Origin of the sequence: Pseudomonas helmanticensis, assembly GCF_900182985.1 — a bacterium.
GTDB lineage: Bacteria > Pseudomonadota > Gammaproteobacteria > Pseudomonadales > Pseudomonadaceae > Aquipseudomonas > Aquipseudomonas helmanticensis.
The window spans coordinates 213,677-237,148 of record NZ_FXUY01000001.1; the positions used below are offsets into that span (position 1 = coordinate 213,677).

The 23,472-nt window shown below is 56.9% G+C and carries 28 protein-coding genes, 1 tRNA gene and 1 pseudogene; 22 read left to right on the forward strand and 8 right to left on the reverse strand.

The annotated features are described in order from the left end of the window. Positions 1 to 197 precede the first annotated feature (197 nt). Complete coding sequence (gene csrA, locus QOL84_RS01105; protein WP_003179932.1) at positions 198 to 392, reverse strand: carbon storage regulator CsrA; 195 nt, start codon at positions 390 to 392, stop codon at positions 198 to 200. 250 nt (positions 393 to 642) lie between these two features. Between csrA and QOL84_RS01110 the strand changes: the two genes are divergently transcribed. Then, the gene (locus QOL84_RS01110) at positions 643 to 1,011 is read left to right on the forward strand and encodes an SPOR domain-containing protein (RefSeq protein WP_283435843.1); all 369 of its coding nucleotides are present in this window, start codon (positions 643 to 645) and stop codon (positions 1,009 to 1,011) included. A gap of 87 nt (positions 1,012 to 1,098) precedes the next feature. Further along, positions 1,099 to 2,010 carry a siderophore-interacting protein gene (locus QOL84_RS01115; protein WP_283435844.1) on the forward strand — a complete coding sequence of 304 codons (912 nt, stop codon included), beginning with the start codon at positions 1,099 to 1,101 and terminating at the stop codon, positions 2,008 to 2,010. Between the two features lie 57 nt (positions 2,011 to 2,067). Here QOL84_RS01115 and QOL84_RS01120 read toward each other — a convergent pair whose 3' ends face one another. The 3 genes from QOL84_RS01120 to QOL84_RS01130 form a co-directional block, all read right to left on the reverse strand. Beyond that, positions 2,068 to 2,757: an endonuclease gene (locus tag QOL84_RS01120; RefSeq protein WP_283435845.1), complete on the reverse strand. Its 690-nt coding sequence runs from the start codon at positions 2,755 to 2,757 to the stop codon at positions 2,068 to 2,070. 4 nt (positions 2,758 to 2,761) lie between these two features. Continuing rightward, positions 2,762 to 3,031, reverse strand: a complete 270-nt coding sequence (locus QOL84_RS01125; protein WP_166219800.1) for a DUF1654 domain-containing protein — start codon at positions 3,029 to 3,031, stop codon at positions 2,762 to 2,764. 198 nt (positions 3,032 to 3,229) lie between these two features. Next, positions 3,230 to 4,318, reverse strand: a complete 1,089-nt coding sequence (locus tag QOL84_RS01130) for an asparaginase (RefSeq protein ID WP_129394696.1) — start codon at positions 4,316 to 4,318, stop codon at positions 3,230 to 3,232. A 349-nt stretch (positions 4,319 to 4,667) separates the two neighbouring features. Between QOL84_RS01130 and QOL84_RS01135 the strand changes: the two genes are divergently transcribed. The 8 genes from QOL84_RS01135 to QOL84_RS01170 all read left to right on the forward strand — a co-directional run bounded on the left by QOL84_RS01135 (position 4,668) and on the right by QOL84_RS01170 (position 12,289). Further along, complete coding sequence (locus tag QOL84_RS01135; protein WP_283435846.1) at positions 4,668 to 5,114, forward strand: hypothetical protein; 447 nt, start codon at positions 4,668 to 4,670, stop codon at positions 5,112 to 5,114. 200 nt (positions 5,115 to 5,314) lie between these two features. Then, positions 5,315 to 6,271 carry a sugar ABC transporter substrate-binding protein gene (locus QOL84_RS01140; RefSeq protein WP_129394694.1) on the forward strand — a complete coding sequence of 319 codons (957 nt, stop codon included), beginning with the start codon at positions 5,315 to 5,317 and terminating at the stop codon, positions 6,269 to 6,271. Positions 6,272 to 6,328: 57 nt separating this feature from the next. Continuing rightward, positions 6,329 to 7,882: a sugar ABC transporter ATP-binding protein gene (locus tag QOL84_RS01145; protein ID WP_283435847.1), complete on the forward strand. Its 1,554-nt coding sequence runs from the start codon at positions 6,329 to 6,331 to the stop codon at positions 7,880 to 7,882. After that, on the forward strand, positions 7,879 to 8,856 hold the full coding sequence (locus QOL84_RS01150) for an ABC transporter permease (protein ID WP_129394692.1): 978 nt from the start codon (positions 7,879 to 7,881) through the stop codon (positions 8,854 to 8,856). The genes QOL84_RS01145 and QOL84_RS01150 overlap by 4 nt, the downstream gene beginning before the upstream one ends. Before the next feature lie 9 nt (positions 8,857 to 8,865). Beyond that, entirely contained in the window at positions 8,866 to 9,885 is a 1,020-nt protein-coding gene (locus tag QOL84_RS01155; protein WP_283435848.1) for a LacI family DNA-binding transcriptional regulator, read from the forward strand. 24 nt (positions 9,886 to 9,909) lie between these two features. Continuing rightward, positions 9,910 to 10,827 carry a ribokinase gene (rbsK, locus tag QOL84_RS01160; RefSeq protein WP_283435849.1) on the forward strand — a complete coding sequence of 306 codons (918 nt, stop codon included), beginning with the start codon at positions 9,910 to 9,912 and terminating at the stop codon, positions 10,825 to 10,827. Then, a complete protein-coding gene (rbsD, locus tag QOL84_RS01165) occupies positions 10,824 to 11,228 on the forward strand; it encodes a D-ribose pyranase (protein ID WP_283435850.1) in 405 nt (134 codons plus the stop codon). Before rbsK ends, rbsD begins: the two co-directional genes overlap by 4 nt. A gap of 32 nt (positions 11,229 to 11,260) precedes the next feature. Beyond that, entirely contained in the window at positions 11,261 to 12,289 is a 1,029-nt protein-coding gene (locus QOL84_RS01170) for a nucleoside hydrolase (protein ID WP_283435851.1), read from the forward strand. A 32-nt stretch (positions 12,290 to 12,321) separates the two neighbouring features. Here QOL84_RS01170 and QOL84_RS01175 read toward each other — a convergent pair whose 3' ends face one another. Next, the gene (locus QOL84_RS01175; protein WP_283435852.1) at positions 12,322 to 12,534 is read right to left on the reverse strand and encodes a hypothetical protein; all 213 of its coding nucleotides are present in this window, start codon (positions 12,532 to 12,534) and stop codon (positions 12,322 to 12,324) included. Positions 12,535 to 12,665: 131 nt separating this feature from the next. Between QOL84_RS01175 and QOL84_RS01180 the strand changes: the two genes are divergently transcribed. Both QOL84_RS01180 and QOL84_RS01185 read left to right on the forward strand, forming a co-directional pair. Continuing rightward, the gene (locus tag QOL84_RS01180) at positions 12,666 to 12,971 is read left to right on the forward strand and encodes a hypothetical protein (RefSeq protein ID WP_283435853.1); all 306 of its coding nucleotides are present in this window, start codon (positions 12,666 to 12,668) and stop codon (positions 12,969 to 12,971) included. Positions 12,972 to 13,138: 167 nt separating this feature from the next. Beyond that, positions 13,139 to 13,456 (forward strand): I78 family peptidase inhibitor, encoded by a 318-nt coding sequence (locus QOL84_RS01185; protein WP_283435854.1) that lies wholly within the window; start codon positions 13,139 to 13,141, stop codon positions 13,454 to 13,456. A 72-nt stretch (positions 13,457 to 13,528) separates the two neighbouring features. Here QOL84_RS01185 and QOL84_RS01190 read toward each other — a convergent pair whose 3' ends face one another. Together QOL84_RS01190 and QOL84_RS01195 are read right to left on the reverse strand one after the other, a co-directional pair. Next, positions 13,529 to 13,741, reverse strand: a complete 213-nt coding sequence (locus tag QOL84_RS01190) for a cold-shock protein (RefSeq protein WP_003179963.1) — start codon at positions 13,739 to 13,741, stop codon at positions 13,529 to 13,531. 290 nt (positions 13,742 to 14,031) lie between these two features. Further along, positions 14,032 to 14,334, reverse strand: a complete 303-nt coding sequence (locus QOL84_RS01195; protein WP_129394684.1) for a hypothetical protein — start codon at positions 14,332 to 14,334, stop codon at positions 14,032 to 14,034. A gap of 370 nt (positions 14,335 to 14,704) precedes the next feature. Between QOL84_RS01195 and thrS the strand changes: the two genes are divergently transcribed. From thrS to QOL84_RS01240, 9 genes are all read left to right on the forward strand, one after another. Next, on the forward strand, positions 14,705 to 16,627 hold the full coding sequence (thrS, locus tag QOL84_RS01200) for a threonine--tRNA ligase (protein ID WP_007913488.1): 1,923 nt from the start codon (positions 14,705 to 14,707) through the stop codon (positions 16,625 to 16,627). Continuing rightward, positions 16,627 to 17,178, forward strand: coding sequence for a translation initiation factor IF-3 (gene infC / locus QOL84_RS01205; protein WP_170947229.1), 552 nt, complete (start codon positions 16,627 to 16,629; stop codon positions 17,176 to 17,178). The genes thrS and infC overlap by 1 nt, the downstream gene beginning before the upstream one ends. 60 nt (positions 17,179 to 17,238) lie before the next feature. Then, positions 17,239 to 17,433 (forward strand): 50S ribosomal protein L35, encoded by a 195-nt coding sequence (rpmI, locus tag QOL84_RS01210; protein ID WP_002553160.1) that lies wholly within the window; start codon positions 17,239 to 17,241, stop codon positions 17,431 to 17,433. Positions 17,434 to 17,461: 28 nt separating this feature from the next. Beyond that, the gene (gene rplT, locus QOL84_RS01215; protein WP_007913489.1) at positions 17,462 to 17,818 is read left to right on the forward strand and encodes a 50S ribosomal protein L20; all 357 of its coding nucleotides are present in this window, start codon (positions 17,462 to 17,464) and stop codon (positions 17,816 to 17,818) included. Positions 17,819 to 17,927: 109 nt separating this feature from the next. After that, a complete protein-coding gene (gene pheS, locus QOL84_RS01220; protein ID WP_003226365.1) occupies positions 17,928 to 18,944 on the forward strand; it encodes a phenylalanine--tRNA ligase subunit alpha in 1,017 nt (338 codons plus the stop codon). A gap of 26 nt (positions 18,945 to 18,970) precedes the next feature. After that, positions 18,971 to 21,349, forward strand: coding sequence for a phenylalanine--tRNA ligase subunit beta (gene pheT / locus QOL84_RS01225; RefSeq protein WP_283435855.1), 2,379 nt, complete (start codon positions 18,971 to 18,973; stop codon positions 21,347 to 21,349). A 3-nt stretch (positions 21,350 to 21,352) separates the two neighbouring features. After that, on the forward strand, positions 21,353 to 21,655 hold the full coding sequence (gene ihfA / locus QOL84_RS01230; protein WP_002553164.1) for an integration host factor subunit alpha: 303 nt from the start codon (positions 21,353 to 21,355) through the stop codon (positions 21,653 to 21,655). Next, positions 21,636 to 21,992, forward strand: a complete 357-nt coding sequence (locus tag QOL84_RS01235) for a MerR family transcriptional regulator (RefSeq protein WP_003179985.1) — start codon at positions 21,636 to 21,638, stop codon at positions 21,990 to 21,992. The genes ihfA and QOL84_RS01235 overlap by 20 nt, the downstream gene beginning before the upstream one ends. A gap of 89 nt (positions 21,993 to 22,081) precedes the next feature. After that, a tRNA-Pro gene (locus QOL84_RS01240) sits at positions 22,082 to 22,158 on the forward strand. Positions 22,159 to 22,233: 75 nt separating this feature from the next. Here the strand turns inward: QOL84_RS01240 and QOL84_RS01245 are convergent. Further along, a pseudogene (locus tag QOL84_RS01245) lies at positions 22,234 to 22,473 on the reverse strand (tyrosine-type recombinase/integrase); the annotation flags it as partial. A gap of 115 nt (positions 22,474 to 22,588) precedes the next feature. Between QOL84_RS01245 and QOL84_RS01250 the strand changes: the two are divergent. After that, positions 22,589 to 22,933 carry a superinfection immunity protein gene (locus QOL84_RS01250; RefSeq protein ID WP_283438606.1) on the forward strand — a complete coding sequence of 115 codons (345 nt, stop codon included), beginning with the start codon at positions 22,589 to 22,591 and terminating at the stop codon, positions 22,931 to 22,933. Positions 22,934 to 23,472 lie beyond the last annotated feature (539 nt).

Sequence of the window (23,472 nt, forward strand, 5' to 3'; positions counted from 1 at the left end):
ATCGGAAATGTCCGACAGCCAGCCTTGAGAATGCTCGGTAGTATCGATCAGCAGAAAGGGCGGGAGGTTAACGCGGCGGGGGCATGTGTCAGGCGCCGTACCCAAGGAGCTTGGGAAGCGGATGGCAAAACGGCGCGTGAATCTTTAGCCAGTCATTGCGTGCAGGCAAACGAACTGGCTACTGACTGCGATGCGTCTCAGGGAGTTTGTGGCTTGTCCGGGGCGGTCAGGCCTGCCTGAATGCGCTGGTAAATCTCCTCGCGGTGCACGGCAACGTTTTTCGGAGCATTGATACCGATGCGAACCTGTTGGCCGCTTACGCCCAGAATGGTGATAGTGATGTCATCACCAATGTTTATGCTTTCACCGACTTTGCGGGTGAGTATCAGCATGGTCTTCTCCTTGATTGCTTTGTAGGGCACCTGATTCAGACAGTGCAGAGGTCGGTGGTACGTATAGATTAGTGCGAAGTCTCACGGTTTGGGTGCCTCTTTCTGACGCGCAGATGCGGCATTAATTCCCAGGGCGTAACTATACAGAGGCTGCAATCATCAATCTCGTTGTTTTGTGCCCATTTTGCGGGGCTCGCGAAGTATTTATGAATGTTAAGATCGCCGCTTTGAGAATTCCGAGGGAAGCGTTGTGCGCAAATTGGTCTGGTTGGTCGCGGCACTGGCACTGGCAGGGTGTGGTGAAGGCAAGAGTGTAGACGAGCAAAAGCCGAAAACGGTGGTCGCGACAGCTCCTGCCGCGGCATCTGCTCCGCAGTGGGATCTCGAAGTCCGTGGCGAAACGCCTCAGGCCGTCAGCGATCTGAGCGGCTGGTTGATCGAACACGCTTTTGTTCCAACAGTTGTCAGGGACAGCAGCGGCAAAACGCGCATTCTGATTGGCCCGTTCAATTCCCAGGCCGAAGCTGAAGCCCGTAAGGTGCAGGTAGATGCGGCGTTGGTGAAAGCCAAAAAACAAAACATTGAATCGGTCATCATCGAGCATCCGATCACGCCGTAACACGCTCCATTCGGCGGAGCTGCCTAAAGGTCATCAAGCGCGATTCGTTCCTTTGTAATCGCCGAAGATTTCCAGAAGGAGCTCCCCATGGCCTCCGCCAATCCTTACAAATTGTTCGATGTCACCTTGCAGCGCAAAACCCGATTGAGTCCGCACATGATGCGCCTCACTCTGGCGGGCCCGCCCGTTACCGAAATGGCCACGTGGGCGCCGGATCAACGGGTAAAGCTGTTTTTCCCTGCTGCTGACGGTTCGCACTCAAAGCTTGCCCAGGACGAAGGTTGGTACGCGCGCTTCAAGTCGATGCTGGTCGATCGACGCCCCGCGATGCGCACCTACACCATTCGCCACCTGCGCGCCGAGCAGGGCGAAGTGGATATCGATTTCGTTCTGCACGGTGAAACCGGTCCGGCATCGCGTTGGGCCTTGCGCGCGCAGCCAGGCGATTCGATGCAGATTCTTGCCCCTGACAAGCGTTTTTCAGCGCAGGAAACCGGCGGGTTCGAGTGGAAACCTCCGCAAGCGCTGAAGCAATTGCTACTCGTCGCCGATTCCACGGCGTTGCCGGCGGCCATGGGCATTCTCGACGAACTGGCGGTCCTCGCCGAGCCACCACAAACCCAGGCTTTCTTCGAAGTCGACAGTGCGCAAGACATGCTCGCCGTGCCCGACTGGCCTGGGTTGTCGGTGCAATGGTTGATCCGTGATGAGGCCAATGCTGAGGTCGCCGGTGCACTGATGGTCGATGCCGTGCGGCAAGCGACCTTGCCCGTGCATAAATCTTCAGAGGGGCAGGCCGTGGAGCTGGCGGATGTCGATATCGATAAAGACATTCTCTGGGAAGTCGCCGACACTGCACCAGCTGGTTTCTATGGCTGGATTGCAGGAGAGAGTGCGGCGGTCATGAGCTTGCGCAAATACCTGATCAAGGAGTGCGACATCCCACGCGAAGCGCTCAACCTGATGGGTTACTGGCGCTACAACAAGTCTGGCAGCTAGGCATGAAAAAAGGCCTCGAACATAACGTTCGAGGCCCTTTTTGTATTGCATGGCCGATTAACCGCAGGCTTTCAGATTGACTGGCCCGACAAACTCATTGCCGCGTCCCATCACGCACGCCACGCTTTGATTGCGCTGGCGCTCCCAGTCCTGCACGGGATAGGTCTTGTCCCACGCCTCGTACAATTGCCGATCCTGTTTCGACAGACGCAAGCCATATTGCTTGCTCATGTAGAAATAGGTGCGGGCGATCATGCCGCGAATCGACGGGCGGGGCATGACCTTCTTCGCCTTGAAGTCGACCTGGGTCAGGCACGAGCCGTACTGGCCGGATTGCACCGGTAGCCAACCGTAACTGAAGTTGCTGCGGTCACCATTGACCTCGCCGATGCTCGGCACCAGGTTGTGCAGGTCGGCCTCGGCTTTCTGGTAGGACGGGTCATAGCGTGTGCAGTTCTTGCGTCCGCCTTCCTGCCAGCATTGGCGCTGATGGCCAAACTGCCAGGCCGGCACGATGTGCTCCCACTCGATGCGCGAAGCGCGTTTGGCGTTTTTGCGCGGTACGTAACCGCAAGCTTTCAAATCGACCTTGTTGCCGGTGTATTTGCATCCGCAGTAGAACTCGGTGGACTGCGGCGCATACAGCTTCCAGGCGACCTTTTTGGCTTCGGTGAATGTGCGGGGTGCGCCGGCCTGGGCCCCCATGGCGACGAACAACAACAGCAAAGCGAAACAGCGGACACTCATTGAATCAATCTTCCTTCGGCACAACCCAAAAAATCTGCACGCCGCCATCGTCTCGGTAGGCGAGGGTGACGTTGTCGTTCTCGTCGATTTCCTCGAGCAGGCGCTCCCACTCATCCATCGGCTCATCCGGCAAACGGAAGATCAGCGCGGCTTTGGCTTTTTGTGCGGTGGGGGAGTTGATTATTTTCTGAACGCGCATACCCATGCGTTCGTAAGCGTCAGGAGCATCAGGAGAGGTGGCCACGAGGTTATCCTTATTAAGCTGTACGTGCATACAGTATTTAACTGTAAGCATTTTCGCAACTGCTTAAAATTCAAGAAAATCCTCTGACAGCGGTTTTCTGAATTTGGTGTAGGTCGTGTCGAATTTTTTGTAGGAAAAATGCAGAAGGGTTGTAAGCAGTGCACCACCCGCCAGGCAGGCGAGTGGTGAACCGAGTGCCCGATCGAGAATCGACCGGGCGAAGGTCAATCAGTATTCCCAGAACATCCGTTGCAGCTCTTTGCTGTCGTTGGTTTTGGTCAACGCGACCATCGCCAGGATACGGGCTTTTTGCGGGTTCAGGTCGTGCGCGACGACCCAGTCGTACTTGTCATCAGGCTGTTCGGCGTTACGCAGGACAAAACCGCCGGCGTTGACGTGGGACGAACGAATGATCTGTACGCCATCCTTGCGCAGGGCTTGCAGGGTTGGCACCACGCGGGAGGACACCGAACCGTTGCCAGTACCGGCGTGGATAATCGCTTTGGCGCCGGATTGGGCCAGTGCTTTGTAGGCGGTATCGCTTACGTTGCCGTAGGAATAGGCGATTTCTACGTCAGGCAGGCTCTTGATGTTCTTGATGTCGAATTCGGAATCCATGGTGTGGCGCTTGGCTGGCAAGCGGAACCAGTAGGATTTGCCTTCGACCACCATACCCAATGGACCCCAGGCGCTTTTGAATGCCTCGGTCTTGATGTTGATCATTTTGCTGACGTCGCGACCGGACTGGATTTCATCGTTCATGGTCACCAGTACGCCTTTGCCGCGAGCGTCTTTGCTGCTGGCGACAGCGACGGCGTTGTACAGATTGAGCATGCCATCTGCCGACATGGCAGTGCCCGGACGCATCGAGCCAACGACGATGATCGGCTTGTCGGTCTTCTCGACCAGATTGAGGAAGTAGGCGGTCTCTTCCAGAGTGTCGGTGCCGTGGGTGATCACGATGCCGTCGACGTCTTTGCTGTCAGCCAGTTCGGCGACACGACGACCCAGTTGCAGCAGGTTGTCGTTGGTGATGCTTTCCGAAGCAATCTGCATGACCTGTTCGCCGCGCACATTGGCCAGTTTGTTCAGCTCGGGAATACCGGCAATCAATTGCTCGATGCCAACTTTGGCAGCCTGGTAGGTGGCGCTGTTGGCAGCGCTCGCGCCGGCACCGGCAATGGTGCCGCCTGTGGCAAGGACCACGACGTTGGCGAGTTTGGCCTGGGTTTCGACTTCTTTTGCCTGAAGGGCGGTGGGCAGGAGCAGGAGAAGGGCCAAAGCGCCCGGAACCAAAGTGTTAAAAGCAGATTTCATTATTTTTCTCTCTAGTAGTGAGACGGTGCTGGTGCAGGTTCATCTAGATGCGCTCCGGGCTGATCTGAATGCCTGGAGTGCTATGGGAAGAGCAGGATCTGTACCAGCCGTACTTTGCTTTAGAGAAATGTTTAACCTGATGATTTAAATCAAGTTTTTATGATTGAGTAAAAGGTGATGCAAAGCGCTTGTCCGGGTTTCCGAACAATGGAGACTTTCGCGTTCGGTTCACCGAAAAGGACTACCGATCCTGTCGAACGTATCCGCTTGCCGGATTCGATTGTTCTGCTAAAGAAACCCTCACTCAGGCCGATGCTGGTTCAAGGAAACTAAAATGTAGGGAGTCCACATGTCACTGACGATCGGTTTGGCAAACCCCGGTGCCGTCACCATCGGCGGCAAAACCGCAGCAACCATCAATGCCTTGAGCGAGGGGCAGACAGACGCGTCCGCTGAGGCGTTGGGTACTGACAAGGGTGAAAACAACCAGGTCAGAACCGGCGGCGCCGCACCAGCAGACAGCAAGACTGAAAGCAGCGATAACCTGAGCGTCACGGTCAAAATGCTTCTGAAGCGCATGCAGGAATTGCAGAAGCAGCTTCAGGAGCAGCAACAGCGCTTGGCTGCGGCCCAGGCCCAGAGTTATCCGACGCCGGAAGCGAAGTCGCAGGCGGTGATGTCCATTCAGGGGCAGATGGCGCAAACCAGCGGTGAGATGATGGAGGTCGCGGCGGCACTGCTCAAGGAAATGACCAAGGATTCCACCAGCGGTAACCTGGTCAGCACCACAGCGTAAACAGCGAGGGGCGAGTCAGCAGATTCGCCCTACAACAAATGACGATTTCTGATTGTTGACAAATGTCGGCGGGATTCGCATAGTTCGGTCTACGCAAACGTTTGCGCGGCTTTCCCGATGCACTGTCTCTCGGCTGAAAGCGACGTAGCTTACGCCAGCGCAAGCGTTGCTCACAATAATCATAAGATCGGAGTGAACCCATGAAGCTGCCATTTGCTGGACGTCTTCTCGCTGTCGCTATGCTGGCCGCCGCCGCTGCCACGCTCCCTGTCTCTTCGGCGTTCGCCGAATCCCCTGAAAAACCCAAAGTCGCGCTGGTCATGAAGTCTCTGGCCAACGAATTCTTCCTGACCATGGAAGACGGCGCCAAGGCTTATCAAAAAGAACATTCCGCCGATTTCGATCTGATCTCCAACGGCATCAAGGACGAGACCGACACCGCTGGCCAAACGCGGATCGTCGAGCAAATGATCCTCGCCAAGGTCAATGCCCTGGTCATCGCGCCATCTGATTCCAAGGCCATGGTGCCGGTGATCAAGAAGGCCGTCGACGCCGGTATTACCGTGATCAACATCGACAACCAGCTCGATCCGCAAATCGTCAAAAGCAAGAACATCAGTGTGCCATTCGTAGGCCCGGATAACCGTAAAGGCGCACGTCTGGTCGGTGAATACCTGGCCAAGCAGCTCAAGGCCGGCGATCAGGTCGGCATCATCGAAGGCGTGTCGACCACGACCAACGCCCAGCAGCGTACCGCTGGCTTCAAGGACGCGATGGACGCGGCGCAGATCAAGGTCGTTTCCCTGCAATCCGGTGATTGGGAAATCGACAAAGGCAACAAGGTTGCCGCTTCGATCCTCAGCGAATACCCGGACGTCAAGGCTCTGCTGGCCGGTAACGACAGTATGGCTGTAGGCGCCGTTTCCGCCGTGCGCGCCGCCGGCAAGGCCGGTCAGGTGCAAGTTGTCGGTTACGACAACATCAACGCCATCAAGCCAATGCTCAAAGACGGTCGCGTGCTGGCGACTGCCGATCAGTTCGCCGCCAGGCAGGCTGTGTTCGGTATCGAAACTGCGCTGAAAATCATCAAGGGCGAGAAGGTCGACAGCGGTGCCAACGGCGTGATCGAAACACCGGTCGAGCTGGTCACCAAGTAAGTCTTCTGGCGACACAACGGCGCTCGTCCGTCCGGGCGAGCGCATGGAGAGTTTTTTATGTCAGTTTCCGCCCCGAACGCCGTCCTCTCGGTCAGCGGTATCGGTAAGACCTATGCGCAACCGGTGCTCACCGGCATCGATTTGACGCTGATGCGCGGTGAAGTGCTGGCGCTGACCGGCGAGAATGGCGCCGGTAAAAGCACCCTTTCGAAGATCATTGGTGGGCTGGTTACGCCGACCACCGGCCAGATGCAATTTCAGGGCAAGGAATATCGCCCTGGCAGTCGCACCCAGGCAGAAGACCTCGGCGTGCGCATGGTCATGCAAGAACTCAATCTGTTACCGACGCTGTCGGTGGCGGAGAACCTGTTTCTCGATAACCTGCCAAGCAACGGTGGCTGGATCAGCCGCAAGCAATTGCGCAAAGCGGCGATCGAAGCCATGGCGCAAGTCGGGCTCGACGCGATCGATCCGGACACGCTGGTCGGCGAGTTGGGTATCGGCCATCAGCAGATGGTCGAAATCGCCCGCAACCTGATCGGTGATTGCCATGTGCTGATTCTCGACGAGCCGACCGCGATGCTGACGGCGCGTGAAGTCGAAATGCTCTTCGAGCAGATCACTCGTCTGCAGGCGCGTGGCGTTTCGATCATTTACATCTCTCACCGTCTCGAAGAACTGGCGCGCGTTGCCCAGCGCATTGCCGTGCTGCGTGACGGTAACCTGGTGTGCGTCGAGCCGATGGCCAACTACAACAGCGAGCAACTGGTGACGCTGATGGTCGGTCGCGAGTTGGGCGAACACATTGACATGGGGCCGCGCAAGATTGGCGCTCCGGCGTTGACGGTCAAAGGCCTGAGCCGTTCGGACAAAGTGCGCGATGTTTCCTTTGAAGTGCGCGCCGGTGAGATCTTCGGGATCTCCGGGCTGATCGGGGCAGGGCGTACGGAGCTGCTGCGGCTGATCTTTGGTGCAGACGTTGCCGACAGCGGCACGATTGCCCTTGGCTCGCCTGCGCAAGTGGTCAGCGTGCGTTCGCCCGTCGATGCGGTGCGCAATGGCATCGCCTTGATCACCGAAGACCGCAAGGGCGAGGGCCTGCTGCTCAGTCAGTCGATCAGTGCGAATATCGCGCTGGGCAACATGCCGGAAATTTCCAGTGGCGGCATCGTCAACAGCAACGATGAGAACTCCCTGGCGCAGCGGCAGATCGATGCCATGCGTATCCGCAGCTCGAGTCCGACACAACTGGTTTCCGAGTTGTCTGGCGGTAACCAGCAAAAAGTCGTGATCGGCCGCTGGCTCGAGCGTGATTGTTCGGTGCTGCTGTTCGATGAACCCACGCGTGGCATCGACGTTGGCGCCAAGTTCGACATCTATGGTTTGCTCGGCGAATTGACGCGCCAGGGCAAAGCGCTGGTGGTGGTGTCCAGTGACTTGCGTGAACTGATGCTGATCTGCGACCGGATCGGCGTGTTGTCGGCAGGGCGCCTGATCGACACCTTCGAGCGCGACAGCTGGACCCAGGATGATTTGCTTGCCGCCGCGTTCGCCGGCTACCAAAAACGTGATGCGTTGCTCAACGAAGCGGCGCCTAGGGATCTCCCATGAAAACTGCATCTCCTGCCGGCAAACGTAGTGGCAACTTCTACGGCCTCGGCACTTATCTGGGCCTGGCCGGTGCCTTGTTGGCGATGGTTGCGCTGTTCTCGGTCTTGAGCAGCCACTTTCTCTCCTATAACACCTTCAGCACCCTGGCCAACCAGATTCCCGACCTGATGGTGCTGGCGGTCGGCATGACCTTCGTGCTGATCATCGGCGGTATCGATCTGTCCGTGGGTTCGGTTCTGGCTTTGGCAGCATCGACGGTCAGCGTCGCCATGCTCGGCTGGGGCTGGGGCGTGTTGCCGGCGGCGTTGCTCGGCATGGCGGTGGCGGCACTGGCCGGCACCGTTACCGGTTCGATCACTGTGGCATGGCGAATTCCTTCATTTATCGTTTCCCTCGGTGTGCTGGAAATGGCCCGGGGGCTGGCGTACCAGATGACGGGGTCGCGCACGGCCTACATCGGTGATTCATTTGCCTGGCTGTCAAACCCGATCGCGTTCGGTATTTCGCCGTCGTTCATCATTGCCTTGCTGGTGATTTTCATTGCTCAGGCGGTTTTGACCCGCACGGTGTTCGGCCGCTACCTGATCGGTATCGGCACCAACGAAGAAGCGGTGCGCCTGGCCGGGATCAACCCGAAACCCTACAAGATTCTGGTGTTCAGCCTGATGGGCTTGCTGGCCGGGATCGCCGCGCTGTTTCAGATTTCCCGTCTTGAAGCTGCCGACCCGAACGCCGGCTCCGGCCTTGAACTGCAAGTGATCGCCGCGGTGGTGATCGGCGGTACCAGCCTGATGGGCGGGCGCGGCTCGGTGATCAGTACGTTCTTTGGCGTGTTGATCATTTCCGTACTGGCGGCCGGTCTGGCGCAGATTGGTGCGACCGAACCGACCAAGCGCATCATCACCGGTGCGGTCATTGTGATTGCCGTGGTGCTCGACACTTATCGCAGTCAACGCGCCAGTCGACGGGGCTGATATACCAATATGGCAACGATCAAGGATGTAGCGGCGCTTGCAGGCATTTCCTACACGACCGTGTCGCATGTGGTGAACAACACGCGGCCGGTCAGTCAGGAAGTGCGCCTGAAAGTCGAAGCGGCAATCAAGAGTCTCGATTATGTGCCGAGTGCGGTGGCGCGCTCGCTGAAAGCCAAGACCACCGCAACCATCGGTCTGCTGGTGCCGAACAGTCTCAACCCGTACTTCGCCGAACTCGCGCGGGGCATCGAGGATTATTGCGAGCGCAACGGCTACTGCGTGATTCTCTGTAACTCCGACGATAACCCGGAAAAACAGCGCAGCTATTTACGTGTTCTGCTGGAAAAACGCATCGACGGTTTGATCGTTGCCTCGGCCGGCGGTGACAGCGGTCTGGCGCAAGGGCTGGCAGGTGTGAAGACGCCGATGGTCATTGTCGACCGCGGTCTGGAAGGTGTGGACGCCGATCTGGTGCGCATCGATCACGAATACGGCGCGTATCTCGCCACTCGACATTTGCTCGAGTTGGGTCACCGCGACATCGCCACCATCGGCGGCCCGGCCAGTACCAGCGTGGCGCAGATGCGTCAGGCCGGATATTGTCGGGCGCTGCAAGAGGCGGGTATCGAAGTGCGTCAGGCGCGCATGCTGGAAAGCGATTTCACCAGCACCGGCGGTTACAACGCGGCGGCGGTTCTGCTGGAAAGCAATCCGCCGAGCGCGATCTTTGCCGGTAACGACATGATTGGCATCGGTGTGCTGCGCGCGGCGGCCGAGCGCAATGTGCGGGTGCCGAGCGAGCTGTCGGTGATCGGCTTCGACGATATCCAGATGAGCCGTTACGTGTATCCGGCGCTGACCACTGTCGGCCAGTCGATTCTGCAACTGGGCGAGATGGCGGCCGAAGTGCTGCTGCGAAGGATTGCTACACCGGATCTGGGCACCGATCAACGCATCGTGACCCCGAGTATTGTCTTGCGCGAATCGACCGCGCCGCTGTCCGGCGTGTTCACCGAATACCGCTGAAACCGAATTGACGAGTAGTGATGTATGCCAGCAAATGTAGTGGTAATAGGCAGCCTGAACATGGATCTGGTCACCCGCGCGCCACGGCTGCCGCGGGGCGGTGAAACGCTGATCGGTCATTCCTTTGCCACCGTTTCTGGTGGCAAGGGCGCCAATCAGGCGGTGGCGGCTGCACGTCTGGGCGCACAGGTCGCGATGGTCGGCTGCGTCGGCAACGACGACTATGGTGTGCAACTGCGTGACGCGTTGCTGGCCGAGCAGATCGACTGCCAGGCGGTGAGTACCGTCGAGGACTCCAGTGGTGTGGCGCTGATCGTGGTCGATGACAACAGTCAGAACGCCATCGTCATTGTCGCGGGTGCCAACGGTGCAATGACGCCGGCAGTGATCGACCGCTTTGATGCGGTGTTGCAAGCCGCCGACGTGGTGATTTGCCAGCTCGAGATCCCGGATGCAACCGTAGGCCACGCACTCAAGCGTGCACGCGCGTTGGGCAAGACCGTGATCCTCAATCCGGCGCCGGCCAGTCGGCCGCTTCCGGCAGACTGGTTCGCCGCGATTGATTATCTGATTCCCAACGAGAGCGAAGCGGCCGCATTGAGCGGGCTGCCGGTCGATTCGCCGCAAACGGCGGAAAATGCTGCCAGTCATCTGATCGCCATGGGCGCGGGCAAAGTGATCATTACCCTCGGTGCTGAAGGTTCGCTGTTCGCCAGTGGCAAGGGCTTTGAGCACTTTCCCGCGCCGAAGGTGAAAGCAGTCGACACCACTGCCGCCGGGGACACCTTCGTCGGTGGTTTTGCAGCTGCGCTGGCGGGCGGCAAATCCGAAGCCGAGGCCATTCGCTACGGGCAGATCGCCGCGGCGCTGTCGGTTACTCGCGCCGGCGCGCAACCGTCCATTCCAACCATGTCCGACGTACAGGCTTTTAAACCCGCATGAAAAAGACTCCTTTGCTCAACGTCGCGCTATCGCGACTGATCGCCTCCCTGGGCCATGGCGACATGGTCGTCATCGGTGATGCCGGATTGCCGGTACCGCCCGGTGTCGAGCTGATCGATCTGGCGCTGACCCACGGTGTCCCTGATTTCGTCAGCACGCTGAAAGTCGTGCTAAGCGAGATGCAAGTGGAAAGCCATGCGCTGGCCAATGAAATCTTCGACAAGCAACCGACGGCGCTGATCACGCTGGAGGCGCTGAATGATGAAGGCGAACTGGGTCGTCGCGACCTGCTCAGTCATGAGCAATTCAAGGTCCTCAGCCGCCAGGCACGGGCGATTGTGCGTACAGGCGAATGTCAGCCGTACTGCAACATCGTGCTGGTTGCCGGGGTTACGTTCTAAATTTCGATGTCTACCTGCACAAGGAATGCGCCATGCAACGCTATGCTCACAAACTGCATCAATTAATCCGGGGTCTGCTGCTTTTGTCCGTGATAACTGCGACCGGCGCTCAGGCGGCGGAAAAAATCGACCTGATCATCGACACCGATCCGGGCGCAGACGACGTGGTCGCCTTGCTGTTCGCCCTGGCCTCGCCCGATGAACTGAATATTCGTGCACTGACCACCGTGGCCGGCAACGTGCGTCTCGACAAGACATCGCGTAACGCGCGGCTGGCTCGCGAGTGGGCAGGGCGCGAGGACGTTCCGGTCTACGCCGGTGCGCCGAAGCCGCTGATGCGCACACCGATCTACGCCGAGAACATTCATGGCAAGGAAGGCCTGTCGGGTGTTACCGTGCATGAGCCGAAAAAAGGTCTGGCAGAGGGCAATGCGGTCAATTACCTGATCGATACCCTGAAAAAAGCCAAGCCACACAGCATCACCATCGCCATGCTCGGTCCGCAGACCAACCTGGCGCTGGCACTCATCCAGGAGCCGGAGATTGTTCAGGGCATCAAGGAAGTATTGATCATGGGTGGCGCGCACTTCAACGGCGGCAACATCACCCCAGTGGCTGAATTCAACCTGTTTGCCGACCCGCAAGCGGCTGAAGTGGTGCTCAAGAGCGGCGTGAAACTGACGTATCTGCCGCTGGACGTGACGCACAAGATTCTCACCAGTGATGCACGCCTGAAGCAGATTGCCTCGCTCAATAACAATGCAGGCAAGATCGTTGGTGACATCCTCAACGAATACGTCAAGGGCGATATGGAGCACTACGGTATTCCGGGTGGTCCGGTGCATGACGCCACCGTCGTGGCTTACCTGCTCAAGCCTGAGCTGTTCACCGGTCGTTCGGTGAATGTCGTAGTAGATAGTCGTGAAGGGCCGACTTTCGGTCAGACCATCGTCGACTGGTATGACGGCCTCAAAGCACCGAAGAATGCATTCTGGGTGGAAAATGGCGATGCTCAGGGCTTCTTCGATTTGCTCACCGAACGCCTGAAGCGTTTGAAGTAAACAGCCCGCCCGCAGGTGCCAGCCTGCGGGTTTTACCCCTTCTGCGCATGCTCGTGCTCGAACTGTTCGGTCGGGTAACGCTCAAAAATCTGCTTGATGAATTGTTGGGCGGCTTCGGTGCCCAGCTCTTTGACCAATAAATCGATACCAATCAGCGCCAGCTCTTCGGTGGTCCCCGGGCTGTAGGAGCTGTGTCCGTCTGCCCATTTGGCTTTGATGTCGGCATCGATGCTGATGGTGGTCATGAGAGCGCTCGAAAAGTCGGGAAGTCTGAGTTTCGAGTTAACCATTTTGTCGGGCGTTTGGCACTGCGACTTAGGCATGAATGGAACGCTATGCGACACTTGGTCTTTTCCGGCGAACCAGGGAACGTACTGTGCAGATTGATTTGAATACCCCCGACGGCCTCACGCTCGACGCTGTGCGCCAATTGCTGGCTTCGGCCAGTGATGACGAGCACACGCAATTGCGCGTGACCAAGGGCGGTATTGCCTATATTTCTTCGGGCATCACTGGCGGGCAGGACATCGACGGCCTGCAGTTTCGCCTTGAGACTTGGGCCAAGGGTTCGGGTTATGTGGGAAATGTCGCAGCCAGCGACGAGGTGTGGGTGATGCAGATTTTCAACGCACTGAAGGACAACTGGCCGAATCCGCCGTTTGACTACATCGACGTCTACTGAGCATTGTTAATATTCAGTCACGATTGATTGCGCAGGGGAGCGCCACGCTCAGGCAAACTCGGCGTTTTTCCGATGGTGCGGCAAGGTGATGGCATCTGCCATGAAACCAAACGCCGGATTGGCGGTCGCACAATCTCAGCTTAACTATTTGAAAACAAGGAGGCTTCATGCCTTTGAAGTTCGCGACACTGGGTGCACTCTTGGCCGCTGCGATGTTGGCCGGTTGCAGTACGAACTCCAGCGAGTCGGCAAAGGATGCAGTGGCGACCGAGTCCGGTCACAGCCGCTGTGAAGCGACGGCAGCGGAATTCGCCATCGGCAAGAAAGCATCTCCGGAGCTGCTTGAGCAAGCGCGAGCCAAGGCCGGTGCGCAGAACGCCCGCTTCCTCAAGCCAACCGACATGATCACCCTGGAATACCGTTCGGATCGCCTGAACCTGAACACTGATACCAACCTGGTCGTCACTCGCGTCAACTGCGGCTGATCGCAGAACGCTTTTGCCGCAGGCATAAAAAACCCCGTCACATGGACGGGGTTTTTTTAGTGCGCCGAGAAATTACTCTGGGCGAACCTGTGCAGCTTGCATACCCTTTTGGCCTTTCTCAGCCACGAAGGAGACAGTCTGGCCTTCTTTCAGGCTTTTGAAACCGTCGGATTCGATAGCTTTGAAGTGTACGAACAGGTCGTCACCGCCACCTTGAGGAGTGATGAAGCCGAAGCCTTTTTCATCGTTGAACCATTTAACGGTGCCGGTTTGGCGATTAGACATGGTGTATCTCCAAGAAACATATATTTTCAGTAGTACTGTGCTGCTCAGGCCAACTGGGCACACCGGAGTATCATAGTCGAAATGTTCGCTTTGGTAGCCCCCCGGACGTGCTGTTTGCCAATCAGTCGTGTTTTCTTTACTGCCAATTTCGGCTGGAGGCCCCGGTTTAAAAGGCTTTGAGCGAAAAGTAAAGACAGTAAAAAAACCTGTAAAACCTGCATAAATCGTCTGAAAAGGCTCATTTCTGGCACTTTTTTCCAGCCTTTAGCCGATCATGAAGGCCTTTTTCATCACTTTTTAGCCGGGGTATTCGCCTTGCATTTGGCGATTTGGCCCAGGGCTTTCTGCTGCAGTTCAGGCGTCGCCTTGTTGTCCATCAATGCCTGAATGTCGCTCGCTGGATAAGACTTGATTGCATCCGCGCCACAGGCACAGTGGGATTTCGCCGCTGCGGCGCCAATCTGTGGGGTAGCCGCCTGGGTGCACTGGGCCATGTACTTGTCACGCTCGCCCTTCGGCCAATCGGCGTGAGCGCTCAGTGGCAGCAGCAGGACAATGGGGGCGACTACGGCGAATAAAGTGTTCAGACGCATGCGAGGATGCTCCTTGTGGGTCAATGTCTTGTTATCTGAGGGCTGAAGGGCCGATCAAGTTCAGCACTCTGGCATAAAAACGGACGATTTGCCTTCTGGCGAAACAGAGGCATAAGTGACCGCTCATCTGTGCTAGCATGCCGGGCTCAAGCGTTCTCAGGCTCCGGTGACCTTCAGTCCCGGCAGCGGTCAGCGTGTGAATATTTCGATTTGAATCCCAGTCACTCTGGTTCGGTTTTCCGGTTGGCCGCAAGGCTCCTGCCGCTGTAAGGCAGGCGTTCGTCATTGAATGGCCTGGATCGGATCTTGTACTGGCTCATCCCAACCCACGTGACCTTTGGTAGGGGTCACCACTAGGAGAGGAGGCGCCATGCCAACTATTACTCTTCCCGACGGCAGTCAACGTTCATTCGATCACCCGGTTTCCGTAGCCGAGGTCGCTGCATCCATTGGTGCAGGTCTGGCCAAGGCCACCCTGGCCGGCAAGGTCAATGGCCAACTGGTCGACGCCAGCGACATCATCAGCAGCGACGCGACCCTGCAAATCATCACGCCAAAGGATGAAGAGGGGCTGGAGATCATTCGCCACTCTTGCGCTCACCTGGTTGGCCACGCGGTCAAGCAGCTGTACCCGACTGCGAAAATGGTCATCGGGCCGGTCATCGATGAAGGCTTCTATTACGACATCGCCTTCGAACGTCCTTTTACTCCGGACGACATGGCTGCGATCGAACAGCGCATGCAACAGCTGATCGAAAAAGATTACGACGTGATCAAGAAAGTCACTCCGCGCGCCGAAGTGATTGAAGTGTTCAAGGCTCGCGGCGAAGACTACAAGCTGCGTCTGGTCGAAGACATGCCGAACGAGCAGGCCATGGGTCTGTACTATCACGAAGAATACGTCGACATGTGCCGCGGTCCGCACGTGCCGAATACGCGCTTCCTGAAATCCTTCAAGCTGACCAAGCTGTCCGGTGCCTACTGGCGCGGCGACGCCAAGAACGAGCAACTGCAGCGCGTTTACGGCACTGCCTGGGCAGACAAGAAGCAGCTGGCGGCTTACATCCAGCGCATCGAAGAAGCTGAAAAGCGCGATCACCGCAAGATCGGCAAGCGTCTGGGCCTGTTCCACACCCAGGAAGAATCCCCGGGGATGGTGTTCTGGCATCCGAACGGCTGGACTCTGTACCAGGTGCTCGAGCAGTACATGCGCAAGATCCAGCGCGACAACGGCTATCTTGAGATCAAGACCCCTCAAGTCGTTGACCGCAGCCTGTGGGAGAAATCCGGGCACTGGGCCAACTACGCCGACAACATGTTCACCACGCAGTCGGAAAACCGCGACTACGCCATCAAGCCAATGAACTGCCCATGCCACGTGCAGGTGTTCAACCAGGGCCTGAAGAGCTACCGCGAGTTGCCGATGCGTCTGGCCGAGTTCGGTGCCTGCCACCGTAACGAGCCGTCGGGTGCGCTGCACGGCATCATGCGTGTACGTGCGTTCACTCAGGACGACGCCCACATCTTCTGTACCGAAGAGCAGATGCAGGCCGAATCAGCAGCGTTCATCAAGCTGACCATGGACGTTTATCGTGACTTCGGCTTCACCGATGTCGAGATGAAGCTGTCCACTCGTCCGGAAAAACGCGTCGGTTCCGACGAGTTGTGGGATCGCGCCGAAGCAGCATTGGCTGCAGCCCTTGATTCTGCGGGCTTGCCGTACGATCTGCAGCCGGGGGAGGGTGCGTTCTACGGTCCGAAGATCGAATTTTCGCTGAAAGATTGCCTCGGTCGCGTCTGGCAGTGTGGTACCTTGCAGCTCGATTTTAACCTGCCTGTCCGTTTGGGCGCTGAATACGTCTCTGAAGACAACAGCCGCAAACACCCGGTGATGTTGCACCGTGCGATCCTCGGTTCCTTCGAGCGTTTCGTCGGAATCCTGATCGAGCACTACGAAGGTGCGTTCCCTGCCTGGCTGGCGCCAACCCAGGCGGTGATCATGAATATCACTGATAAACAGGCAGATTTTGTTGCAGAAGTTGAAAAAACTCTCAACGAAAGCGGATTTCGTGCCAAGTCCGACTTGAGAAATGAAAAGATCGGCTTTAAAATCCGCGAGCATACTTTGCTCAAGGTTCCCTATCTCTTGGTTATCGGAGATAAGGAAGTCGAGATGCAGACTGTCGCTGTGCGTACTCGTGAAGGTGCTGACCTGGGCTCGATGCCCGTCGCCCAGTTCGCTGAGTTTCTCGCGCAAGCGGTTTCCCGGCGTGGTCGCCCAGATTCGGAGTAATTATTATTAAGCGTGAAATGAGACAAGATAAACGAGCTGCACCGAAAGCCCCGATCAACGAGAATATCTCGGCACGCGAGGTTCGGTTAATTGGTGCTGAAGGTGAACAGCTTGGGATTGTGTCAATTGAAGACGCGCTTCTTAAGGCTGAAGAGGCCAAACTGGATCTGGTGGAAATTTCCGCCGATGCAGTACCACCTGTTTGCAAACTGATGGACTACGGCAAATCGATCTTCGAAAAGAAGAAGCAGGTTGCCGCAGCCAAGAAAAACCAGAAGCAGATTCAGGTTAAAGAAATCAAGTTTCGTCCAGGGACGGAGGAAGGGGATTACCAGGTAAAACTGCGCAACCTGGTACGTTTCCTGAGTGATGGGGACAGGGCCAAGGTATCCTTGCGATTCCGCGGCCGTGAGATGGCCCACCAGGAGCTGGGGATGGAACTCCTCAAGCGGGTTGAAGCTGACCTGCTCGAGTACGGTTCGGTCGAACAGCATCCTAAGATGGAAGGACGCCAGCTGATCATGGTCATCGCCCCGAAAAAGAAGAAGTAATCAACAGGGCACGGCAGGCCTTCTGATTATGTTTATCAACTGAATGCGGAGTATCCGAACATGCCAAAAATGAAAACCAAAAGTGGTGCTGCTAAGCGGTTTCTGAAAACTGCTAACGGTATCAAGCACAAGCACGCTTTCAAGAGCCACATCCTGACTAAAATGTCGACCAAGCGTAAGCGTCAACTGCGCGGTAGCAGCTTGCTGCATCCGTCTGACGTGGCAAAAGTCGAGCGCATGCTGCGCCTTCGTTAATTTTAGTCAAGAATAGAGGAAGTAACTCATGGCTCGTGTAAAGCGTGGCGTCATTGCCCGTAAGCGTCACAAAAAAATTCTGAAACTTGCTAAAGGCTACTACGGTGCACGTTCGCGCGTATTCCGTGTTGCCAAGCAAGCGGTAATCAAGGCAGGCCAATACGCCTACCGTGACCGTCGTCAGAAAAAACGTCAGTTCCGCGCTCTGTGGATCGCTCGTATCAACGCTGGTGCTCGTGTTAACGGTCTGTCCTACAGCCGTTTCATCGCTGGCCTGAAAAAAGCGTCCATCGAGATCGACCGTAAGGTTCTGGCTGATCTGGCAGTGAACGAAAAAGCGGTGTTTGCTGCGATTGTCGAGAAAGCTAAAGCCACCTTGGCTTAAGTACCCCCGACAATCACCCGGCCTCACTTCCGTGGGGCCAGGTGGTAAACGTCTTAAATAGGGGAAGAGCCTTCAAGCTCTTCCCCTATTTTGTATCTGGAGTCTGTACATGGAAAACCTGGATGCGCTGGTCTCTCAAGCACTAGAGGCTGTGCAAAGCGCTGAAGATATCAATGCCCTGGAGCAAATCCGGGTTCAATACCTTGGTAAAAAGGGCGAATTGACTCAGGTGATGAAGACCCTGGGGAATTTGCCGGCAGAAGAGCGTCCGCAAGTCGGCGCGCTGATCAACGTTGCCAAGGAACGTGTAACAGGCGTTCTCAATGCGCGCATGGCTCTGTTTGAGGAAGCCGAACTGGCTGCCAAACTGTCTGCCGAATCCATTGACGTGACGTTGCCGGGCCGTGGCCAGACCTCCGGTGGTCTGCATCCGGTTACCCGGACTCTGGAACGTGTTGAACAGTTCTTCACCCGCATCGGCTACGGCATTGCCGAAGGCCCTGAGGTCGAAGACGACTACCACAACTTCGAAGCGCTCAACATCCCAGGCCATCACCCGGCCCGGTCGATGCATGACACCTTCTATTTCAATGCCAACATGTTGTTGCGCACCCATACCTCGCCGGTACAGGTCCGCACCATGGAATCGAAACAGCCGCCGATCCGCATCGTCTGCCCAGGCCGTGTGTACCGCAGCGACTCCGATATCACCCACTCGCCTATGTTCCACCAGGTCGAAGGCCTGCTGGTCGATCGCGACATCAATTTTGCCGATCTCAAAGGCACCATCGAAGAATTCCTGCGGGTGTTCTTCGAGAAAGAACTGGCCGTACGTTTCCGTCCTTCGTACTTCCCGTTCACCGAGCCATCCGCCGAAGTCGATATGGAATGCGTGATGTGCAGCGGTAAAGGCTGCCGCGTCTGCAAGCAGACCGGCTGGCTGGAAGTGATGGGCTGCGGCATGGTTCACCCGAACGTGTTGCGCATGTCCGGCATCGACCCGGAAGAATTCTCCGGCTTTGCCTTCGGCATGGGCGTCGAGCGTCTGGCCATGCTCCGTTACGGCGTGAACGACTTGCGTCTGTTCTTCGACAACGACTTGCGGTTCCTCGCGCAATTTCGCTAGTCGTAACGAATTCTTAGGAGAGCAGGATGAAATTCAGTGAACAATGGCTGCGTGGCTGGGTTAGCCCGCAGGTAAATCGCGACGAGCTGGTTGCTCGCCTGTCGATGGCCGGTCTTGAGGTCGATAGCGTTACGCCGGCCGCCGGCGTATTCAGTGGCGTAGTGGTGGGCGAGGTGCTGAGCACCGAGCAACACCCTGATGCCGACAAGTTGCGCGTGTGCCAGGTCAGCAATGGCGCGGAAACCTTTCAGGTCGTGTGCGGAGCGCCAAACGTGCGCCCGGGCCTGAAGATTCCGTTTGCCATGATCGGTGCCGAACTGCCGGGCGACTTCAAGATCAAGAAAGCCAAGCTGCGTGGCGTCGAGTCCAACGGCATGCTGTGCTCGCAAGCCGAGCTGCAGGTCGGTGAAGGCAACGACGGTCTGATGGAGCTGCCAGCCGATGCGCCGGTGGGCGAAGATTTCCGCGTGTATCTGGATCTGGAAGACGCCAGCATCGAGGTTGACCTGACCCCGAACCGTGGCGATTGCCTGTCCCTGGCCGGTCTGGCCCGTGAAGTCGGCGCGCTGTACGACGCGCCGGTCACTCGTCCGGTGATCATGAGCATTCCTGCCGTGCACGATGAAGTGCGTTCGGTAGAAGTGCTGGCCCCATCGGCATGCCCGCGTTACTTGGGTCGAGTGATCCGTAACGTTGACCTGTCCAAGCCGACCCCGTTGTGGATGGTTGAGCGTCTGCGCCGCGGCGACGTGCGCAGCATCGACGCTGCCGTCGACATCACCAACTACGTGATGCTTGAGCTCGGTCAGCCGCTGCACGCCTTCGATCTCGCCGAAATCAATGGCGGCATCCGTGTGCGCATGGCAGAAGAGGGCGAGAAGCTGGTGCTGCTCGACGGTCAGGAAGTCAGCCTGCGTAGCGATACGCTGGTGATCGCCGACCACACTCGCGCTCTGGCAATTGCCGGTGTGATGGGTGGCGAGCACAGCGGTGTGTCCGCAACCACTCGCGACGTTTTCCTTGAGTCTGCGTTTTTCGACCAGATCGCTGTTGCTGGCAAGGCTCGTTCCTACGGTCTGCACACCGATGCCTCGCACCGCTACGAGCGTGGCGTTGACTGGCAACTGGCCCGTGAAGCCATGGAGCGCGCCACTGGCCTGCTGCTGGAAATCACTGGTGGCGAAGCCGGTCCGATCATCGAGACCGTCAGCGAGCAACATTTGCCGTCGATCGCGCCGATCACCCTGCGTGCCCAGCGCATCACCCAGATGCTTGGGATGGAAATGGACTCCGCTCAGATCGAGCGTCTGCTCGGCGGCCTGGGTCTGGGCATTACCGCCGACGGGGCAGGGCAGTGGCGCGTAGAAGTGCCAAGCCATCGCTTCGACATCAGCCTGGAAGTCGATCTGATCGAAGAACTGGCGCGTTTGTACGGCTACAACCGTCTGCCGGTTCGTTACCCGCAGGCGCGCCTCGCGCCGCAAGCCAAGGCTGAAGCGCGTAGCGATCTGCCTGAACTGCGTCGCCTGCTGGTGGCCCGTGGTTATCAGGAAGCGATCACTTACAGCTTCATTGATCCGCGCCAGTTCGAACTGTTCAATCCGGGCGTCGAGCCGCTGTTGCTGGCCAATCCGATCTCCAACGACATGGCTGCCATGCGCTCGTCGCTGTGGCCGGGTCTGGTCAAGGCGCTGCAGCACAACCTCAACCGTCAGCAGGATCGCGTGCGTCTGTTCGAAAGCGGTCTGCGCTTCGTCGGTCAACTCGAAGGCCTGAAGCAAGAGCCGATGCTGTCGGGTGTTGTCTGCGGCAGCCGCCTGCCGGAAGGTTGGGCGCAGGGTCGCGATACCGTGGACTTCTTCGACGTCAAGGCTGACGTGGAAGCGGTACTGGGCTTTGCCGGTGCACTGGATTCCTTCACTTTCGCTCCGGGCAAACATCCGGCGCTGCACCCGGGTCAAACCGCGCGCATCGAACGCGAAGGGCGTGAAGTCGGTTTCATCGGCGCCATTCACCCGGAATTGTCGAAAGCCTTGGGTCTGGATCGTCCGGTCTTCGTTTTCGAGCTGGTTCTGGCTGAAGTGGCACTCGGTAAAATGCCGAAATTCCACGAGTTGTCGCGCTTTCCTGAAGTGCGTCGTGACCTTGCACTGATCGCGCACAAAGACGTCGCAGCCTCGGCTGTACTGGACGTAATCCGTGAAAATGCAGGCGAATGGCTCACAGATCTCAGGCTGTTTGACGTATATCAGGGTAAAGGCATTGATCCTGATAGAAAAAGCCTTGCAGTTGGCTTGACCTGGCAGCATCCATCGCGCACTCTTAATGACGATGAGGTGAATTCGACGACGCAAAATATCCTCACCTCGCTCGAACAAAGGTTGAACGCCACGTTAAGGAAGTGACGTATGGGGGCTTTGACGAAAGCTGAGATGGCGGAACGTCTGTATGAAGAGCTGGGCCTGAACAAGCGGGAAGCCAAGGAATTGGTAGAACTGTTTTTCGAGGAAATCAGGCACGCTCTTGAAGACAACGAGCAGGTCAAATTGTCCGGTTTCGGCAATTTCGACCTTCGGGACAAACGCCAGCGGCCTGGCCGCAACCCGAAAACGGGGGAAGAAATCCCGATCACGGCTCGCCGTGTGGTCACCTTTCGTCCAGGGCAGAAGTTGAAGGCCCGAGTTGAGGCTTATGCTGGAACCAAGTCATAACGACGAACTACCCGTCATCCCGGGCAAACGCTACTTCACCATTGGTGAAGTCAGCGAGCTGTGTGCCGTAAAGCCACACGTGCTGCGCTACTGGGAGCAGGAGTTTCCTCAACTCAACCCCGTCAAACGCCGCGGAAACCGCCGGTATTATCAGCGCCAGGACGTGCTGATGATCCGGCAGATCCGCGCGCTACTTTACGATCAAGGTTTCACCATCGGCGGCGCACGCCTGCGCCTGTCCGGCGACGAAGCCAAAGACGACACCACCCAATACAAACAAATGATCCGGCAGATGATTGCCGAGTTGGAAGACGTGTTGGTGGTTCTCAAGAAATAAAAAGCTGCTTTTGAATACTTCCAGTTTTCAAAAGCTTGCGCTATATTCTTGAGCGCTCTTCGAGGTGAAGAGCGAGTTGAAAGACCAGTCGGGGCGTAGCGCAGTCCGGTAGCGCACTAGCATGGGGTGCTAGGGGTCGAGTGTTCGAATCACTCCGTCCCGACCATATTTTTCAATGACTTAGCCCAACTCTAGCCAGTTGGGCTTTTTCATTGGTGGGGAGTTTTTCGGGACTTCATCCAATTTTCCTTTTCAAAATCGTCAGCACCACCAGGCGCTCGTCGCCATTCTTCACGCCAGACCGTTCGTGTCTGCCGCCAATGTCCGCCGGGATCAGGAACACACTGGTGCCGAGCTCCGGCACCGAAATCTCCCAGTCCCACCTCAGCTTGCAAGCTTCCTGCTCGCGACAGCCGGTTTTCACCTTGAAAAGCGCCATCGTTTGCAGGTGAGTCGGCAACTCCCCGAAAAGAGTCGACTGACGCACAGCGAAGCACTTGATGCAGAGCTTCATCGATGGGCTTGCAACTATCTATAACGCTGCCTTTGGATAGTGATAAATTGCTGCGATCAATTTAGAGAGGTGAGTATTGGAAATGTTGGACATCGGAATGGCTATAGTTCTCCTCTTCTTGATGATCGCCACATATTTTTTGCCTTCATTCAATGCTTTCAGTCGAAAGCACCCGGAAAGATGGCCTATTTTTATGCTGGATCTTTTTCTCGGCTGGACCATCATTGGCTGGGTTGTTTCCCTCGTTTGGTCCGTCTCCTCAACACAATCTGCAGACACGATCCATGTTCAGCCTCAGCCTCAGCCTCAGCCTCAGTCTGAAGAAGACAAATATCAGAAGCTCGAAAGAATCGGTAGCCTGAAGGAAAAGGGCCTGCTCACTGAGAGTGAATTTGAGGCTGAAAAGGCCAAACTCCTGCAAAGCTAGAATAGAGTGAAAAGATCTCGTTCTTTTTCTTTACTTTTAGTGAGTTGCCGCTTTAGCAGCTATCAAATTCATATGAGGGAGAGGTATCGTTGCGGCCTTTAAAAAATGGAGGTGTGACGTGGTCGTACACGGAGTCGAATATCGGTTTTGCTGCGCTTCAAGCGTCGTTGAAGGACACGATGGCCTTGCGCTTGAATGCTGGAGAGGTAACGACGGCCTGTTATTTGAGATCTTTCGAAACGACGAGACACTCCGCTTTGAGGTGACCCTGTTCGTGCAGGACGTTCCCCTTGAGCTGCTTGAATACGCCGTACCGATCGCCCGAGAACGATTAGGGGATTTTGTTCCTTATCCCTGACACTTCGACCTTGCCGCTATAGCGGCTGCCTTTGAAGGGGGGGAAAGAGTTGTTGTGCTTTATTGATGCATTCAGTGCCAGCGCTCGCAAGCACCAAAGGACGCTCAGAGTTGATCAGATACTTCCTGTTTATAGGGGCGTTGCCCTTTACAAGGGTTTTTTCTGACCCCGTAAAACGATT

Bases quoted from the DNA above. Each gene is read 5' to 3' on its own strand.
- csrA (WP_003179932.1), bottom strand. From the start codon at position 392: ATGCTGATACTCACCCGCAAAGTCGGTGAAAGCATAAACATTGGTGAT.
- QOL84_RS01115 (WP_283435844.1), top strand. From the start codon at position 1,099: ATGGCCTCCGCCAATCCTTACAAATTGTTCGATGTCACCTTGCAGCGC.
- QOL84_RS01120 (WP_283435845.1), bottom strand. From the start codon at position 2,757: ATGAGTGTCCGCTGTTTCGCTTTGCTGTTGTTGTTCGTCGCCATGGGG.
- QOL84_RS01125 (WP_166219800.1), bottom strand. From the start codon at position 3,031: ATGCACGTACAGCTTAATAAGGATAACCTCGTGGCCACCTCTCCTGAT.
- QOL84_RS01130 (WP_129394696.1), bottom strand. From the start codon at position 4,318: ATGAAATCTGCTTTTAACACTTTGGTTCCGGGCGCTTTGGCCCTTCTC.
- QOL84_RS01135 (WP_283435846.1), top strand. From the start codon at position 4,668: ATGTCACTGACGATCGGTTTGGCAAACCCCGGTGCCGTCACCATCGGC.
- QOL84_RS01140 (WP_129394694.1), top strand. From the start codon at position 5,315: ATGAAGCTGCCATTTGCTGGACGTCTTCTCGCTGTCGCTATGCTGGCC.
- QOL84_RS01145 (WP_283435847.1), top strand. From the start codon at position 6,329: ATGTCAGTTTCCGCCCCGAACGCCGTCCTCTCGGTCAGCGGTATCGGT.
- QOL84_RS01150 (WP_129394692.1), top strand. From the start codon at position 7,879: ATGAAAACTGCATCTCCTGCCGGCAAACGTAGTGGCAACTTCTACGGC.
- QOL84_RS01155 (WP_283435848.1), top strand. From the start codon at position 8,866: ATGGCAACGATCAAGGATGTAGCGGCGCTTGCAGGCATTTCCTACACG.
- rbsK (WP_283435849.1), top strand. From the start codon at position 9,910: ATGCCAGCAAATGTAGTGGTAATAGGCAGCCTGAACATGGATCTGGTC.
- rbsD (WP_283435850.1), top strand. From the start codon at position 10,824: ATGAAAAAGACTCCTTTGCTCAACGTCGCGCTATCGCGACTGATCGCC.
- QOL84_RS01170 (WP_283435851.1), top strand. From the start codon at position 11,261: ATGCAACGCTATGCTCACAAACTGCATCAATTAATCCGGGGTCTGCTG.
- QOL84_RS01175 (WP_283435852.1), bottom strand. From the start codon at position 12,534: ATGACCACCATCAGCATCGATGCCGACATCAAAGCCAAATGGGCAGAC.
- QOL84_RS01185 (WP_283435854.1), top strand. From the start codon at position 13,139: ATGCCTTTGAAGTTCGCGACACTGGGTGCACTCTTGGCCGCTGCGATG.
- QOL84_RS01190 (WP_003179963.1), bottom strand. From the start codon at position 13,741: ATGTCTAATCGCCAAACCGGCACCGTTAAATGGTTCAACGATGAAAAA.
- QOL84_RS01195 (WP_129394684.1), bottom strand. From the start codon at position 14,334: ATGCGTCTGAACACTTTATTCGCCGTAGTCGCCCCCATTGTCCTGCTG.
- thrS (WP_007913488.1), top strand. From the start codon at position 14,705: ATGCCAACTATTACTCTTCCCGACGGCAGTCAACGTTCATTCGATCAC.
- rpmI (WP_002553160.1), top strand. From the start codon at position 17,239: ATGCCAAAAATGAAAACCAAAAGTGGTGCTGCTAAGCGGTTTCTGAAA.
- rplT (WP_007913489.1), top strand. From the start codon at position 17,462: ATGGCTCGTGTAAAGCGTGGCGTCATTGCCCGTAAGCGTCACAAAAAA.
- pheS (WP_003226365.1), top strand. From the start codon at position 17,928: ATGGAAAACCTGGATGCGCTGGTCTCTCAAGCACTAGAGGCTGTGCAA.
- pheT (WP_283435855.1), top strand. From the start codon at position 18,971: ATGAAATTCAGTGAACAATGGCTGCGTGGCTGGGTTAGCCCGCAGGTA.
- ihfA (WP_002553164.1), top strand. From the start codon at position 21,353: ATGGGGGCTTTGACGAAAGCTGAGATGGCGGAACGTCTGTATGAAGAG.
- QOL84_RS01235 (WP_003179985.1), top strand. From the start codon at position 21,636: ATGCTGGAACCAAGTCATAACGACGAACTACCCGTCATCCCGGGCAAA.
- QOL84_RS01250 (WP_283438606.1), top strand. From the start codon at position 22,589: ATGTTGGACATCGGAATGGCTATAGTTCTCCTCTTCTTGATGATCGCC.